Annotated in this window: 15 protein-coding genes; 11 read left to right on the plus strand and 4 right to left on the minus strand. The window is 49.0% G+C overall.

What is annotated here, in order from left to right; translation table 11 throughout:
• The first annotated feature begins 8 nt into the window (after positions 1-8).
• From WJM45_RS05395 to WJM45_RS05445, 11 genes are all read left to right on the plus strand, one after another.
• On the plus strand, positions 9-329 hold the full coding sequence (locus WJM45_RS05395; protein WP_341327953.1) for a hypothetical protein: 321 nt from the start codon (positions 9-11) through the stop codon (positions 327-329).
• Between the two features lie 139 nt (positions 330-468).
• Entirely contained in the window at positions 469-1,650 is a 1,182-nt protein-coding gene (locus WJM45_RS05400) for an NAD(P)/FAD-dependent oxidoreductase (RefSeq protein ID WP_341327954.1), read from the plus strand.
• 245 nt (positions 1,651-1,895) lie between these two features.
• Positions 1,896-2,618: a DUF445 domain-containing protein gene (locus tag WJM45_RS05405; protein ID WP_341327955.1), complete on the plus strand. Its 723-nt coding sequence runs from the start codon at positions 1,896-1,898 to the stop codon at positions 2,616-2,618.
• 2 nt (positions 2,619-2,620) lie between these two features.
• A complete protein-coding gene (locus tag WJM45_RS05410) occupies positions 2,621-3,403 on the plus strand; it encodes an alpha/beta fold hydrolase (protein ID WP_341327956.1) in 783 nt (260 codons plus the stop codon).
• Between the two features lie 56 nt (positions 3,404-3,459).
• On the plus strand, positions 3,460-4,011 hold the full coding sequence (locus WJM45_RS05415; protein WP_341327957.1) for a hypothetical protein: 552 nt from the start codon (positions 3,460-3,462) through the stop codon (positions 4,009-4,011).
• 203 nt (positions 4,012-4,214) lie between these two features.
• Positions 4,215-4,454, plus strand: coding sequence for an RNA chaperone Hfq (gene hfq / locus WJM45_RS05420; RefSeq protein WP_125220321.1), 240 nt, complete (start codon positions 4,215-4,217; stop codon positions 4,452-4,454).
• 19 nt (positions 4,455-4,473) lie between these two features.
• On the plus strand, positions 4,474-5,736 hold the full coding sequence (gene hflX / locus WJM45_RS05425) for a ribosome rescue GTPase HflX (RefSeq protein ID WP_341327958.1): 1,263 nt from the start codon (positions 4,474-4,476) through the stop codon (positions 5,734-5,736).
• 307 nt (positions 5,737-6,043) lie between these two features.
• On the plus strand, positions 6,044-7,228 hold the full coding sequence (gene hflK / locus WJM45_RS05430; protein WP_341327959.1) for an FtsH protease activity modulator HflK: 1,185 nt from the start codon (positions 6,044-6,046) through the stop codon (positions 7,226-7,228).
• Positions 7,228-8,085: a protease modulator HflC gene (hflC, locus tag WJM45_RS05435; protein WP_341327960.1), complete on the plus strand. Its 858-nt coding sequence runs from the start codon at positions 7,228-7,230 to the stop codon at positions 8,083-8,085. Before hflK ends, hflC begins: the two co-directional genes overlap by 1 nt.
• Before the next feature lie 99 nt (positions 8,086-8,184).
• Positions 8,185-9,375 carry an ATP phosphoribosyltransferase regulatory subunit gene (locus tag WJM45_RS05440; protein WP_341327961.1) on the plus strand — a complete coding sequence of 397 codons (1,191 nt, stop codon included), beginning with the start codon at positions 8,185-8,187 and terminating at the stop codon, positions 9,373-9,375.
• A 13-nt stretch (positions 9,376-9,388) separates the two neighbouring features.
• A complete protein-coding gene (locus WJM45_RS05445; RefSeq protein WP_341327962.1) occupies positions 9,389-10,687 on the plus strand; it encodes an adenylosuccinate synthase in 1,299 nt (432 codons plus the stop codon).
• A gap of 582 nt (positions 10,688-11,269) precedes the next feature.
• Here WJM45_RS05445 and WJM45_RS05450 read toward each other — a convergent pair.
• The 4 genes from WJM45_RS05450 to WJM45_RS05465 form a co-directional block, all read right to left on the minus strand.
• Complete coding sequence (locus WJM45_RS05450) at positions 11,270-11,839, minus strand: YbhB/YbcL family Raf kinase inhibitor-like protein (protein ID WP_341327963.1); 570 nt, start codon at positions 11,837-11,839, stop codon at positions 11,270-11,272.
• Between the two features lie 429 nt (positions 11,840-12,268).
• Positions 12,269-13,459 (minus strand): efflux RND transporter periplasmic adaptor subunit, encoded by a 1,191-nt coding sequence (locus WJM45_RS05455; RefSeq protein ID WP_341327964.1) that lies wholly within the window; start codon positions 13,457-13,459, stop codon positions 12,269-12,271.
• Positions 13,456-14,910 (minus strand): efflux transporter outer membrane subunit, encoded by a 1,455-nt coding sequence (locus tag WJM45_RS05460; protein ID WP_341327965.1) that lies wholly within the window; start codon positions 14,908-14,910, stop codon positions 13,456-13,458. The genes WJM45_RS05455 and WJM45_RS05460 overlap by 4 nt, the downstream gene beginning before the upstream one ends.
• Positions 14,907-16,487 (minus strand): DHA2 family efflux MFS transporter permease subunit, encoded by a 1,581-nt coding sequence (locus tag WJM45_RS05465; protein ID WP_341327966.1) that lies wholly within the window; start codon positions 16,485-16,487, stop codon positions 14,907-14,909. The genes WJM45_RS05460 and WJM45_RS05465 overlap by 4 nt, the downstream gene beginning before the upstream one ends.
• Between the last annotated feature and the right edge of the window lie 176 nt (positions 16,488-16,663).

A 16,663-nucleotide genomic window follows, 5' to 3' on the forward strand; every position in this document is an offset into this window, starting at 1 on the left:
CTTAAACGATGAAAGTATTTTTATTATTCTCCGGTAGCGGCACGATGGTTGTGATGACGGATCGTTCGCAAGTCGACGACCAGTCTTTTTTAGCGGTGCTGGCAGGCAAGGGCGTCGAAAAGTTTGTGGCCTATGAAATTCCGATATCTTTGGCCAGAGATCGCTATGGACATCATTTCGAAAAAGCCGAACAAGAATTGAATGCGGATCGTCCTTTGCGAGTGCTTGATTATAACGGCGAACGCGCAATGCGTTTGTTTCGATTCGCCGAATTGGGCGCTGTGGTCATGCATGAGCCGGAAGGATATACGGAGCAAAAAAGTTTTTGATGGCCCCGTCTCTTTTTTTCAAATGCGCTTGTCGCTTATGTATGTCCTACAAGGCTAATTTCTCACGCTGATTGACTCGAAGTCTGGTGATTTGATTGCGGTTCTTGTATAGTTCGCCGCTTTTTTCCGGATATAAACTATGGTGGAAACCGATGTCGTCGTAATCGGTGCGGGCGCTTCGGGGTTAATGTGCGCCATCGAAGCAGGTAAGCGCAAGCGCAATGTGAAAGTGTTGGAATTAGCCGCAAAGCCCGGTAAAAAGATTCTGATGTCCGGAGGCGGACGCTGTAACTTCACCAATTATTCGGTTGAGCCGGACAATTATATTTCACATAATCCGCATTTTTGTAAATCGGCCTTGAGTCGATTTACACAATGGGATTTTCTGGATTGGGTTCAGCGTTATCGCATCCCTTATCACGAGCGAGAATTCGGTCGTCTGTTTTGTAACGACAGCGCTAAGGATATTCTTAACATGCTGTTGACCGAGTGCGATTCGGTCGGTGTCGACATTGATTTGAATACCCACATCGAAGCCATTGAGCATCGTTCCGATGGAAAATTCCTGATTAACACCAAGCTGCAAAATTATTTATGCCGTTCGCTAGTGATTGCTACCGGCGGTCTGTCGATTCCTAAAATGGGAGCGACGCCTTTCGGCTATAAAATCGCCGAACAATTCGGTATTAAAGTTTGGCCGACCTCGGCGGGCTTGGTTCCGTTTACGCTGCAACCGGACGACAAGCAGCGATTATCCGAACTTTCCGGTATCGCACTGTTATGCCGGGTAAGTTGTTTAGAGCAAAGTTTCACCGAGAATTTGTTGTTTACCCATCGGGGTCTAAGCGGTCCGGCGATGCTGCAGATTTCGAACTACTGGCGTCCCGGACAGTTCTTGACGATCGATTTGTTACCCGAGACCGATCTTGCCGAGCATCTTTGGCAGCTTAAAACGACAAAGTCTAAAGCCGCGTTAAAGACCGTGCTAGCCGAATTATTGCCGAAACGTTTGATCGCCTATTTAATCGAAGAAAAGTTGCTGAATAGTAATATGGCGGATTTATCGGCTGCTCAAATCGATGCTATTACCGACAGTATCAACCATTGGACGATCAAACCAAACGCGACGGAAGGCTACCGCACCGCGGAAGTGACGCTGGGCGGCGTCGATTGCAACGCGATTTCATCGAAAACGATGGGCTGCCATGATGTGCCGGGTTTGTATTTCATCGGCGAAGTACTCGATGTGACCGGTTGGCTCGGCGGTTATAACTTTCAATGGGCTTGGTCGTCGGGTTGGTGCGCCGGGCAATATGTTTGAACGGCTTGAAACCGATGATATCGTCCCCATAGTCCCGGATACTGCATCCATTGAAAAGATTATTAGTAATTATTCAGCATAAGTCATGTATGAGCAGGTGTCAGGCATTGATTTCTAAGGACGCGTGAATACATCCCTGTAAGCTCTGACTGCAACGTCCTGTTGCAGACAGCCTTATGAATCAATGCCTGACACCAACCTATCGCATGCGCTGAATAGTTACGATTATTATTGTTTAAATCATCATGAAAAAGTTATTCAACAAAAGTTTAATCACGAACTTGCTGGCGGTTTTGATCGTTGTTACCGGCTATGTGTGCCCTGTACAGCAGGATTTAATGAAAGCGGTCGGTTTTTTTGCATTGTCGGGTGCGATTACCAATTGGTTGGCCGTGCATATGTTATTTGAAAAAGTGCCGTTGTTATATGGCTCCGGCGTCATCCCCAATCGTTTCGAGGAGTTTAAATCGTCGATCAAGCTTCTGATGATGCAACAGTTTTTTACCGTCGAAAATGTCGAACATTTTATCGAGAAAGAAGAACGGGAAGGCGGCAAGGTATTGAATTTAGAGCCGATATTGAATGCAGTCGATTATGACCGGGTTTACGAAGGTCTGGTGGCTTCGATCATGAACTCTTCATTCGGCGGCATGTTGATGATGATGGGTGGAGAAGACGCATTAAAGCCGCTCAAAGAGCCTTTTACCGAGAAAATGAAACTCATTTTGACCGAAACGGTCGATTCGGAGCGCTTCAAAGAAGCTTTACATCATAGTTTGGACGCTCATAAGATTGGCGAAGATATTGTCGACAAAATCGAGACTGTTATCGATAAACGCTTGAATCAATTAACGCCTCAGCTAGTCAAGGAAATCGTGCAGACCATTATCCGCCAACACTTGGGATGGCTTGTGGTTTGGGGCGGTGTTTTCGGCGGCTTGATCGGTGCCGCGTTCAGCTTTATATAGTCATGGGCGACATTCAGTTACATTATGAAACCTTCGGCGAAGAGCGCGCGCCGCCAATGGTTATCTTGCACGGCTTCTTAGCTTCGTCTCGCAACTGGAGGCAAATTGCCAAGCGTTTGTCCGAGCGTTTCCGTGTTTATGTGCCGGATCAGCGCAATCATGGCGCATCGCCCCATGCCGAGAGCATGGACTATCCGCTGATGGCATCCGATCTGGCGACATTCATGGATCGTCTGAATTTAGAATCGGCTACCTTGCTTGGACATAGCATGGGCGGCAAGACCGCGATGTGGTTCGCGCTCAATTATCCCGAGCGGGTGTCGCGTTTGTTAGTCGCGGATATTGCGCCGGTCGCTTATCAACACAATTTCGATCGTATTATCGAGGCGCTTGACCGCTTGCCTTTAGCATCGCTTTCGAATCGTAAACAGGCTGATGATTTTTTGTCTGAGGCGATTCCCGATATTGGCTTCAGGCAATTTTTATTGCAAAACTTGATATTGCGGGATGGACAGTATGCTTGGCGCATCAATCTGGATTATTGCCAACAGTCGGCCGATTATATCGTCGGTTTTCCTTCCGTCGAGGGAGTGGCGGGTTTTGTCGGAGAGGTATTGTTCATAACCGGAGAAAATTCCACTTATTTTCGGCCCGAAGCCGTTCCGGCGTTGTTTCCTAACGCGGCTGTCGCAACAATTGCGAATGCCGGGCATTGGTTGCATGCCGAACAGCCTGAGCACTTCGTCAAGGTAGTCGAGGATTTTGTCATGGATCAGTTTAAATAATCCGCCTAGTTTGCCGATACTATCTGTATATGGATAAAAACGACCGGGTTATGAATATGAAACTTTTTAGTGGGTTGATTGTATTATTATTAATTGTTTCGACTGCAAAGGCTTATGCAGAGTTTTACGAAGTGCCGATGATGGATGCAAAATGGGACGTTGAAAGCGGTCAATCGGAGTGCCTTCTTAAACAAACCGTCCCCAATTATGGCGTAGCGGTGTTCAGTCATCGTTCCGGGGCTGCGTTAAAATTCTCATTGCAGGAAAGACGAGTTAAGGCCGATATCATTAAGGCGAATGTCATCGAAGCAACAGCACCTTGGATACATAACGAGTTAGCGTCACCTAATCATGCGGTATATTTGGACGGTGCTGCGCATGGCCGAGATTTTGATCGGCTCAGTGTGTATGGCGATGCAGCGGAAGATATGCTCGATGCATTATTGCGAGGTAACGCGCCGACCTTTGTCTACGTGCGGGCATCGACGGTCTTAGATATGCGCGAAATTAGGGTATCGGTATCGCCGATTAAGTTTTTGGAAAGCTATGATGATTTTGTTCAGTGCCGGGAAAAGTTGTTACATAGTCGTTCAAGAGTCGTTTATTGAAAATTTTCCCTAGGATTTGGTTGCTTGGATTCCAGTTATGCTTGATTGCCGAGGGCGATCAGTGTGCTATTGTTTAATAATTGTCCAAGAGTATTAAAAACGGGTTAAAATGCTCTGCGAATTAAGTTAGACTTACTGAAAAGTATTGGTATAGTGTATTCATAGTTTATTTAGGCTAGCTAAAAATAATAAGGAGAAAGCGGATGTCGAAAGGGCAAAATTTGCAGGATAATTTTTTAAATACACTCAGAAAAGAGCATACCCCTGTATCGATTTTTTTAGTGAACGGAATCAAGCTGCAAGGTCGTGTCGATTCGTTCGATCAATATGTCATTATGCTAAAGAACACGGTCAGCCAAATGGTTTATAAACATGCCATTTCAACGATCGTTCCAGGAAAACCCGTAAAAATCACCCGTGATAACGAACTCATTGAAGATTAACGATACAAGGAGCGCTTGATTGTTTGAGCGTCCAAATGCCGGTGAACGGGCCGTGCTCGTTCACCTCACCTTACATACTTCACCCGAAGACCTTTCGGAATTGAAAGAATTGGCTAAGTCGGCGGGTGCCGATCCGGTTTATGTGTTGACCGGCAGCCGGCAAAGCCCCGATTCGAAATATTTTATCGGTACCGGCAAGCTTGAGGAGCTCAAGCAGGCTATTAGCGATTATTCGGCCGATATCGTCTTATTTAATCATCCTTTATCACCAAGCCAAGAGCGCAACCTCGAAAAAGCGTTGGAAGTTCGTGTGGTCGATCGCAATGGTTTGATCTTGGATATTTTTGCACAGCGGGCGCAGACTTTCGAGGGTAAGCTTCAAGTCGAATTGGCTCAATTGCGGCATTTATCCACTCGCCTAATTCGCGGCTGGACGCATTTGGAGCGGCAAAAAGGCGGGATCGGCTTAAGGGGACCCGGTGAAACACAGCTTGAGACCGACCGCAGGCTTTTGGGGGTTCGGATCAAACAAATTCAACGCCGCTTGAATAAAGTTGCCAAACAGCGACATCAAGGGCGAAGTAAACGTAAAAAAGCTGAAGTTCCATCGGTTTCGTTGGTCGGTTATACCAATGCGGGGAAGTCGACGCTATTCAATACGATGACCGGCGCGGAAATTTATGCGGCCGACCAGTTATTTGCGACGCTCGATCCAACTTTGCGCCAATGCGTATTGCCCAATAATGCCGAAATTGTCTTGGCCGATACCGTTGGATTCATTCGGCATTTACCTCATGAGTTGGTTGCTGCTTTCAGATCGACACTACAAGAAGCTAGCGAGGCAAATCTACTTCTGCATGTGATCGATGCTAATGCCGAAGACCGCGATGAAACTATAGCCCAGGTTAATCAGGTTTTAGAGGATATCGAAGCGAATGAAATCAGACAGCTGCAAGTGTTTAATAAAATTGACCTCTTGCCGGATATTGAGCCGCATATCGATAGGGATGATGAAGGTAATGCTCTGAGAGTCTGGTTGTCGGCCGAAACCGGTGCAGGCATTGATTTGCTGTATCAGGTGTTGGCCGAAATTTTTGCTTCCAGCAAAGTGCGACGACAGATTAATCTTTTGCCAACTCAAGGCGACGTTCGAGCGAAGCTTTTCCGTCTGGGAACGGTCCTCGAGGAAGAAGTGAGCGATACGGGAGGATGGGATTTACTAGTCGAAATCGATAAAAAGCATTTGGGTGTTTTGAAATCGCTTGATAAGTTGGAGGCGTAGTATGAATATTCTTATCTCGATAGGTGGGTTTGTATAAAGGTGGTTTTTTTAGGATAATCCCCGACTTGATGATTATCAATAATACAAATGCTTGTTGCTCTCTTCGTGTTTGCGGTCTTTATCGGAAGCAGTCAATAAAATAAGGGTAAAACGTGAGAGACAAAAATAATTTTTGTTTAAATTTATAGGTTTATTAAGTGATTGAAGCGGTTGCGAATGTTGATTTTTCATATTACCGATTTTTTATTTTACTGTAATAGACGTCTTTTTAATGTTTAATTTAAGAAAATCCAAATGGAGCATAGCTATGTCCTGGAATGAGCCTGGCGGCGGTAAAAAAGATCCTTGGAGCGGTCGTGGAGGAGACGATAAAGGACCTCCGGATCTGGATGAAGCGATCAGAGCGCTTCAGGAAAAGATAGGCGGAATTTTTGGCGGGGGCGGTGGAGGCGGTAGTTCGCCTGGCGGCTCGATGAAAGGCTTCGCGTTTCTTGTTGGAGGTGCCGTCGTATTGTGGGGCCTTAGTGGCTTTTACATCGTAGATGAAGGTAATCATGGTGTTGTGACACGTTTCGGTAAATACACCGAAACGACCCAGGCCGGCTTGAATTGGCACATACCAGCCCCCATCGAAAGCGTCGAATTAGTTAATGTCAGACGACAACGCTTTATAGAAGTCGGGTATCGTAGCGGTGGATCTCAACAGACTTTGGGGTCGGTGCCGAAAGAAGCGTTGATGTTGACTAAAGACGAAAACATCGTCGATGTCCGTTTGGCTGTGCAATATCAAGTCAAGGATGCGAAGGATTTCCTGTTCAACATCGTTAGCCCTGAGATCACATTAAAACAGGTGACCGAAGCGGCTCAACGCGGTGTGGTCGGTTCGAGTAAAATGGACTTTGTCTTGACCGAAGGGCGTACTGAAATTGTAGCGCAAATCCGGGAGGAAATTCAGGAGGTCATGGATTCTTATGAATCGGGCGTCCAAATTACCAGTGTCAACTTGCAGGATGCCCAGCCGCCTGAGCAAGTTCAGGGGGCGTTTGAAGATGCGATCAAGGCTCGAGAAGATCAGCAGCGTTTAATCAATGAAGCGGAAGCTTATTCGAACGATGTCATCCCGAAAGCACGCGGCGCCGCGGCTAGGAAGATGCAGGAAGCCGAAGGTTATAAGCAGCAGGTGATAGCTCGTGCGGAAGGTGAAGCCAGTCGTTTCTTGGCTTTGCTCGGCGAGTATAAAAAGGCTCCCGAGGTGACGCGTAAGCGCTTGTATATCGAGTCTATGCAGAGCGTATTGACCCATTCCAATACCGTTTTCCTTGATGTTAAAGGCGGTAATAATTTGATGTATTTACCCTTGGATAAATTGATTAAACAATCTCCAACGGAAGAATCTGCGCCAAAGCCTCAAACCGGCAACGTGACGCAAACTAGGCCGATCGATCCGGTTTTTCGAACCACTACTCGCGGTCGTGAAGGAAGGGGACGCTAATGACTTTGAATAAAATTTTAATCGGTGTAGCCGCAATCCTATTCGTTGGGTTGATGTGCGTTTTTACCGTATCGGAAACTGAAAAAGCTATTAAATTCAAGTTGGGTGAAATCGTCAAAGACGACTATGAGTCCGGTATCCATTTCAAATGGCCAATCGTCAATAATGTCAAAAAATTCGATAGCCGTATTCAAACAATGGATACTACGCCGGAGCGTTTTTTGACCGCAGAGAAGAAAAACGTAATCGTCGACTCTTTCGTCAAATGGCGAATCGGCGATGTCAAGGCGTTTTATACGGTAGTTGGCGGTGATATTAATCAGGCCAATTTAAGACTGGATCAAATCATTAAGGATGCCTTTCGTAGCGAATTCGGTAAACGCGATATCACGCAGTTGGTCGCGACCGACCGAAAAATCATTCGGGAAATCTTGATTGATAAAACTAGAGAGATCGCGGCTGATTTAGGTCTCGATATTATCGACGTTCAAGTCAAGCGTATCGATTTACCGTCTGATGTCAGTAACTCGGTGTTTAGAAGGATGGAAGCCGAACGTGAGCGGGTAGCCAGGGAGTTTCGCTCTCAAGGTTCCGAGGCCGCTGAACGTATTCGGTCCGATGCCGATAGACAACGTGTCGTAATTCTTGCCGAAGCCTTTAGAGAAGCCGAGAAGCTGCGAGGCGAAGGCGATGCGATTTCGGCCGATACCTATGCTAAAGCGTTTACAAAAGATTCTGAATTTTACAGCTTTTATCGTAGTATCAATGCATATAAAGATACATTTAACGATCCTGAGCGCATGATGGTCATCGATCCGGAATCGGAGTTCTTTAAATACTTCAAGTCTCAGAAATAAAGACTGGTAAAATTTATTGTTCAATTAAGTCGATTGGACATTTGACAAAACTAACGCTCCGTCTTTACGGGGCGTTTTGTTTGAGTGGGTACGTAAAAAATGCAACAAAAAAATACTTGGCTTTTGCCGGATGGTATCGAAGAAGTCTTGCCGGCTGAAGCCAAGCACCTGGAAAATCTTAGGCGCAAGTTATTGGATGTTTTTTCGTGTTGGGGATATTCTCTAGTCATTACGCCAATGATAGATTATTTGGATTCTCTGTTGACCGGGTCCGGTCATGATTTGGATCTCCAAACCTTTAAATTAACCGATCAGCTGAGCGGTGAAATGCTGGGCATTCGTGCCGATATGACGCCACAGGTTGCGCGTATCGACGCACATAACCTTAATAACTGTTCGCCTGCCCGGTTATGCTATGTCGGCACGGTATTGCATACGCTTGGCGACCCGCTCGAAAAAACCCGGAGTCCGATGCAGATCGGTGCGGAGCTCTACGGTCACGAAGGTCGTGAGAGCGATGTCGAAGTTATCTCGCTAATGTTGGAAATGTTGGCGATGACTGGTTTGAAAAATATTCATCTCGACTTGGGACATGTCGGCATTTATCGAGCCTTATCGGAACAGGCTGAGTTAACCGATGCCGACGAATCGGCATTGTTCGATGCGTTGCAGCGAAAAGCGCGGCCGGAAATTCGAGGGCTCATAGATGGATTGACTGTCGATGAGAACCTGAAAACAATGCTGCTCAAGTTGCCGGAACTGAATGGTGGTTACGAAACAATCGAGCAAGCACGAGCCGTGTTTGCCGATGCCGGCGATGCCGTAAAACAGGCCTTGGCAGATTTGCAAATGATTGCCGATCAAATGGCGGTCGCTTTTCCTGATTTGCCGTTGAGTTTCGATTTGGCCGAGCTCAGAGGCTATCGCTATCATACCGGCGTCGTGTTTGCGGCTTTCATGCCGAGCGTAGGGCGCGAGATAGCTAGAGGCGGACGCTACGACAATATCGGCGAAGTCTTCGGTAGGGCCCGTCCTGCAACCGGTTTTAGCGCCGATTTAAAATTATTATCGGTTTTAAGTAAAGACATTATTCCGCTTGATCGGCCGGAAATTATTTTTGCCCCCGCTTCCGAAGACAGGGAGTTGGCCGAAAAAATTCGGGATTTACGTGCCGAAGGCCGTACCGTCATCCGTGAATTACCCGGACAGACCGGAAACTACAAAGAGCTTGGATTTACTTCGATCTTGGAAAAAAATAATACCGATTGGATTGTTAAGGCTATCGCTTAATTTTGGAATCATCATGGGAAAAAATGTTGTTGTCATCGGCACTCAATGGGGTGACGAAGGAAAGGGTAAACTGGTCGATTTGCTGACCGATCAGGCGGACGCTGTCGTCCGTTTTCAAGGCGGCCACAATGCGGGTCATACCTTGGTCATTCAAGGCCAGAAAACCGTGTTGCATCTGATACCGTCCGGTATTCTGCGAAAAGACGTGCAATGCATGATCGGCAACGGTGTCGTGCTCGCGCCTAATGCATTGCTTGAAGAGATCGAAATTCTCGAGAAAGCCGGCATTTCTGTCAAGAATCGACTACTGATTAGCGAGGCATGCGCACTAATCCTACCGATTCATGTCGCGATCGATCAGGCCCGCGAACTGGCGCGTGGAAACAAAGCCATCGGCACGACCGGGCGCGGCATTGGCCCTGCTTATGAAGATAAAGTCGCGCGTAGAGGTTTGCGAGCCGGCGATCTATTCGATGTCGGCAGCTTCAGCGATAAGTTGAAAGAATTGCTCGATTATCACAACTTCATGCTGACAAATTATTATAAAGTCGATGCGGTCGATTTTAACCAAGCACTCGACGAAGTTCTGGCTCAAGGCGAGCAAATAAAGCCGATGTTGGCCGATGTCGGCGACGTGCTTTCAAAATATCAAAGCACCGGTAAAAAGATATTGTTCGAAGGCGCACAAGGTGCGTTGCTCGATATCGACCACGGTACTTATCCCTATGTGACTTCGTCGAATACGACGGCTGGCGGCGCCTCGACCGGAACCGGCGTCGGTCCGCTGAATCTCGATTATGTATTGGGTATTACCAAGGCTTATTCGACACGGGTCGGCAACGGTCCTTTCCCAACCGAATTAATGAACGATATCGGCGAGCATCTCGGGGTGAAAGGTCATGAGTTCGGCGCGACGACCGGACGCAAACGCCGAACCGGTTGGTTCGATGCGGTATCGATGCGTAAATCCGCGCAATTGAACAGTTTGACAGGCATTTGCTTGACCAAACTCGACGTGCTCGACGGCCTCGAAAAAATCGGCATTTGTACAGCTTACAAATTGGATGGCGAATTCACCGAAACCGCTCCGTTAGGTGCCGACCGTTATCAAGCTTGCGAAGCGATCATCGAAGAAATGCCGGGTTGGAGCGAAAGCACCGAAGGTGTGACCGAATACGACAAATTGCCTGAAAACGCGAAATCCTATATCAGAAGAATCGAAGAACTGATCGGCGTTAAGGTCGCTATTCTGTCGACCGGTCCTGATCGTGACGAAACAATCATGCTGGAGCATCCGTTCAACGGCAATTGACACAAAGCTCTACACAGAAACGTCCGGTTTATGTCGGGCGTTTCCGATGATTCCATCGGCAAGACTGAGCGTCCCCTGCTCATTTACTCCCTATATAGCCGTAGATCAAATTTCGGCAGTGCCGGAGGAGGCCTCGGGGTGCTCGGTAAAGGCTTTGCCAGCATGGAGCTGGCATAGAGCCTACATGAACGTATTTACCCAGCACCTAAATTCCATAGCCATTAGCTATGTTTAATATTATGGCTACTCCCTTTTGACCGAAAAAGCGTATAAGAACGAGAAGGTGTGGGGTATGCCTAGCGAGGATGTCGGCGGCAGGGAGCCGCCGTCAAGCCCCCATGGATGGGTTCACGGCGCTCCTCGATAGGCATACCCCATACCCAACAAAGTTGAACGATTCTTCAGTAAGAAGGGAGTAATTTAGGTGCTGGATGAATTCCATACCCCATTGGCTATGGTTAACTATCTTGGATAATTTAGGCGCTGGGTTCACGGCGTCCTGCCAGGCGAGTTACCGAACCCTCGACAAAGCTCATAACTTTAGGAAGTTATTTTTCAGGAAATCCTTAGCTAATTTTATAACTAACGTTCGTAAGTTCCCACCCATTCGGCCTTGTCGAGAATATGTCCTTGCATCGCCTGTTCAAGTTCTGCTTTGGTTGGCTCATTGAGGTCAGGTAGCTCGATATCTAAGGCATAGAGTTTATGAAAATAACGATGCTTGCCGGTCGGCGGGCACGGTCCTCGATATCCGATTTTCTTCCAATCGTTCTTGCCTTGGAGTGTACCCGGCGGCAATTCTTCGTCGCTAACGGCTTTCGCCAGTCCGGGGGCCGATGCCGGTATGTTGTAGAGCACCCAATGCACCCAAGTCATTTTCGGCGCCTTCGGATCCGGTGCGTCGGGGTCGTCGATGATCAACACAAGTGTTTTGGTGTTTGACGGTATTCCGGACCAAGTCAATGCTGGAGAAATATCGTCTCCGTCGCAGGTAAAAGTTTTGGCAATCGGGCCGTTTTCGTTGAAATCTGGGGATTGAAGTTTAAGGCTCATGGTTTGGGATCCTTCGGCGGCGAGACCGGAAATACTAGCGGCAAGTAAGCTCGATAGAAAAAGCAAGCGTAATGATGCGGGAATATATTGTTTATGCATCGCGAATCTCCTCTTTATGTGGAATTCTTAACGCCCAACATAAACCGCCGGGCCCGTGGCCGGCAAGTTTTTTGTTAATCCCGATCATACCAAGGTTTCTTGATTGTAAAAATAATCAAAAAATGACTTGACCGTTACCGGCTTATGCACACCGAGTGCATTAAGCGTTTTCCGAACCTAAAATCATAAATCAAGGACTTAGAGAAACCGGTATTGCTTCATAAGTTGTTGATTTAATAAAAATATGAGGGCTGTATAAAAATTGAACAATTTAACAAAACCGTAATAATTACGCGGCATCGAAGCTTTCATCATCAAGATATGCACAGAGTTATCCACAGGTTTTGTGGGTAACTGGAATTAACTAATCAACAGTGAGATTTAGCCGGTTTTCGTGAAATGATTTTAAGAATCACGCGTAATTCGTCATTACTCTTTTAAGCGATAGTTGGCAGGTTGGTTTTTAAAAATGATTTCGTGGATTAATCGTTCGGCTTCTTCCAATTCGTTGTCGAAGATAGTAGTACGGTAAAACTCGGTACGGGTGCCGGCGTTCGAGGTCAAGAGCGGCTCTCCTGTTTCGCTAATGTTGATCCGGGTTAGTGTCGATAGTCCCGGCTGTAGCGGGTGTTCTTGTATTTCCTTCGGGTCGAGTCCAATGCGGACCGGCACGCGCTCGGCGATATGAATGAAGTTGCCGGTGGCGTTGTTGGTCGGCAGTACCGCGAATACGCTGCCGGTTCCGGGGTTTAGGCCTTGCACGGTGCCATGGTATAGCCTTTCGCCGCCGTAAGCGTCGATCTTGATTTCCGCGGATTGGCCGGGGCGGATTGAAGCGATTTGGGTTTCGAGAAAATTGGCCTCTACCCAGACCTCGTCTAGCGGCACAATGGCCATTAACGGCATGCCGGACTTGATATGATCTCCGACATGCGCGCGGCGATTGGCAACATAGCCCGATACCGGCGCGAAGATATTGCTTCGGCGATAATCCAAATAGGCTTTTTTGACGCGGCTCTTGGCTTTTTCGACGGATGGATGGTGGTCGATGTCGGATTCGAGTAATTGCGCTTGAATGCCCATTTTTTCCGCTTCGGCTTCGCCGATCGCCGCTTCCAATTCACGCAGTTGGTCGCGGGCGTTTTGCACTTGCTGTTCGGATACCGCGCCTTCGAAGAGGGCGCTTTCGTAGCGCTTGAGATCGTGGCGAACCGTTGCCAGCGAAGCTTGCCGGGCAATCACGCGATGATTGAGCGTTTCTATTCGGGTTTTCAGCGTGACGATGTTTCTGACCGTTTCGGCCAATTCGGCTTTCGCTTGTTGCAATGCGACCTCGGCATGGTTGCCGTCGAGGCGAATCAATAGGTCGCCGGCTTGCACGGACTGGGTGTCTTCGACCGCGACTTCGACGACGATACCTTCGGTCAACGCTTTGATTGTGATCAAATGTCCCGCGACGAAGGCGTCGTCGGTAGTGACCCAATCTCGATTCACATACCACCAATAAGCGAAATAGCTCAAGCCGGCCAGTAATATCGCCAGTGTTATCCCTTTCAATCGGCGGTTACGTTGGCGAAGGATTTCTTTCGGGCGAATTTTTTTGGGTACGGCTGTCGTCATAGTTTGTCGTTTTCGGTATAGCCGCCGCCCAGGGCTTTAAAGAGTTGCACGGCGGTTTTGAAGCGTTCGTTTTCGAGCGTCGTTAAGTGGTAGCGTTGATCCAAAACCTGAATTCGGGCTTCCAGCAAATCGCTACGATTGTTGAGTCCGGCTCGATTGAGGGATTGCGCGAGACTTTCATTGCTTTGCGCCGCCTCCAACGAACGTTGCTGTTCAGTGAGTCTGGCTTCGGCCTCTTGCCAATGCGTCAAAGCATCGGCGACTTCTTGTACGGCATGCAGCAGACTGGCGTTATAGCGTTCCACCGCCGCATCGTAGGTGGCTTCTTGATAAGTCAAATTAGCGCGCAAACGACCACCTTCGAAGATCGGAAACTCGATCGAAGGTCCGACAGCATAGGCCAAGCTTGCGCCTTGTAACATTACGTCGGTCATGCTGACGCTATGCAGTCCGGTAAATGCGATTAGGTTGACGTCCGGGTAAAATGCGGTTTCGGCGACTTTGATTTCTTCGGCGGCGGCTTCGGCATGCAGCCTGGCAGCAGCGATATCGGGACGGTGTGCGAGAAGGCTCAACGGCAGGTTGGCCGGTAGATTCAAGCGTTTCGGAAACAAGCTGGGGCCGGCCGCGATGCTTTGTCCCCAGTCGGGGCCACGCCCGGCGAGCGCCGCGAGTAAATGGCGCTGTAGATCGACCTTGGCGCGAAAAGCGGCTTCGATTTCCCGGGCCGCATTCAATTCGATTTCGGTATTCAGCGGCGCGGAGCGTTCGACCAATCCGAGCTCGAGCCGAGTCTGTTCGAGTTTTAGCAGTGTTTTTTTGTGTTGCACGATTTGTTGTATCAGTTTCAGTTTTTCGGTGCTTTCGCTCAAGTCGAAATAGCCTTGCGCGACGGTGGCAGATAACAATAATTTGGCGTCGGCCAGTTCGTTTTCGACGGCAACGGCACGGCCGACAGCGGCTTGCAAAGCGGCTTTGTCGCGTCCCCAAAAGTCCAGGTGATAACGCAAGATTAATGGGTTGATCAGCATGTGCCGGAAATTTTCTCCGGCGAATTTGACTTGCACGCTGTTCGCGGAAAATCGTTGGGCATTGAAGGTGATGTTGGCATGGACGGTCGGATACAGTTCGGCTGCTTGCGCATCGACCATCGACTGAGCCTGGCTTAGCCGTGCCGCGGTGGCTTTCAGGTCCGGGTTGCTTTCGAGCGAGGCTTCTATCAGTGTTTGTAATTGCGGATTGTTGAAAATGTCCCACCAAGCCGGGTCCGGCCATCGATCGGCCGCCGGCAGATTTTGCTGCGCCTCGCGAATCGTTTGGCCGATCTCGGGCAACGCATTCATTACGGCGCGTTGCGTGCTTTCGGGAAACCACGCGCAACCGGCTATCAATAGCGTACCGCCGAGTAGGCAGGCGCTAGCAGTGTGCTGTTTGGCCGGATTACCTGTCATGGCCCCTCCGATAAGGCTTGTTGAGCCTTGCGCCTTAGCGCGCGGGCGATCGTCGATTTAGCCGGTTGACGGGTCGGATAGGCGAACCAAACCAAGATCGACAGGCCGACGAATAGACAGCCGGCCAACCAGTAAGCGTCGTTCATCGCGTTCAGCACCGATTCGCGTTCCACGATTTTGGCCAGTTTAATGAAGGCCTGCCGTTCGGACAGCCCGGTCGCGAGTAAGGGTTCGATGGCTTGGTCGTAACGGGGTGCGAGCGGTGTTAGGATTTCTGCTATCCGGGTCATATGAAACGGCTTGCGTTGATAGATGATGATGGTTTGCAGCGTGATGCCGAATGCGCCTCCGGCAATCCGCATTAGTCCGGCCAATTCGACGGCTCGCCATTGCCTTTCCGGCGGCAGGCCATGCAGCATCAGCGCGGTCAACGGCACGAAAAAACTGCCCAAACAAATGCCTTCCAATAGCTTGGGCCAGAACAGATCGGCATAGGCGTCGCTTACATCGAAGCGGCTGAGCCAGAAATAGGTCGCCGCGAAGCCGAGTAAATTAAAAGAGGCCAATAGGCGGGCATCGAAGCGCTTGATGATTTCATGGAAGATCCCTCCCATCGGTTTCGCGAAAATTGCCATCGGCAGAAACACTAGTCCGGCCAGCCATGACGAGTAGCCTAGGGTGATTTGCAATTGCACGATCAGCATCGATAGCAGGCCTTGAAAGCACAGAAAGCCCAGAAACAGCGATAGGGCGCCGATTGTGAAGTTGCGATGCGCGAACAGTCCTATATCCAAAAACGGATAACGTGCGCCGATTTCCCAAACGATCCAATAGGCGAGACTGATAGCCATGACGATGATTAAGGCATCGATCAACGGCGAATTCGTCCAATCCCAGTCGTTGCCAATATTTAGAATCGTTTGCAGGCAACCCAGAATGACGGCTATTAAAATAAAACCGGTGAAGTCGAAGCGCCGCCAGATTCGCTTGTAGCCGCGCTGGTAGAGTAGCGCGCCGACGACTCCGGCAATCGTGAGCGCTACCGGAACGTTGATCCAAAATAACCAGCGCCAACCCAAGGTGTCGGCGATCCAGCCGCCGAAGGGGGGCGCGAAGGTGAAAGGCGTCAAGGTAAATAGGCTCCAGACCCCGATGCCCAACGATTTGCGTTTATCCGGGAACTCCTTGATCAGTAGCGACTGTCCGAGCGGCAATGTCAGACCGCCGGCAAAGCCCATGACGATGCGTCCGGCCAAGTAAACATAGAAAGATGAGCTGTAGGCGCAAACCCACGAGGCCAGCGCAAAGATCGTAAAAGCCGCGACAAAGGGGCGGTATTCGCCGATGCGCCGCGACAACCAGCCGCCGACAGGAAAGGACAGTGCCAAACCGATCATATAATCGGTTTGCGTCCAAGTGGCATAGCTCAACGGAATGCCGAGGCCGCCGGCGACGCGGGGCAGCATCGCGATGTAGGCGCCGGCGTTGAATAGGACCAAGGCATGGCTCAAGCCCAGGCAGCCATTGAATAAAATAAAGCGCCAACCTTTCAGGCGTTTCGCATAAATGATGCTCATTGCCGCTTAGGATTTCGTAATAAATAACGTCCTGGAACTATGAGCCTTGTTGAGGGTTCGGTCACTCGCTTGGCAGGACGCCGTGAATACGTCCATGTAGGCTTGACACGGCGGAATCTGATTGCCATGGATGGCATGAATGCAGATTTTGCATTACGCCATGGATGGCGTGTATT

The organism is Methylotuvimicrobium sp. KM2, assembly GCF_038051925.1.
Taxonomy (GTDB): domain Bacteria; phylum Pseudomonadota; class Gammaproteobacteria; order Methylococcales; family Methylomonadaceae; genus Methylotuvimicrobium.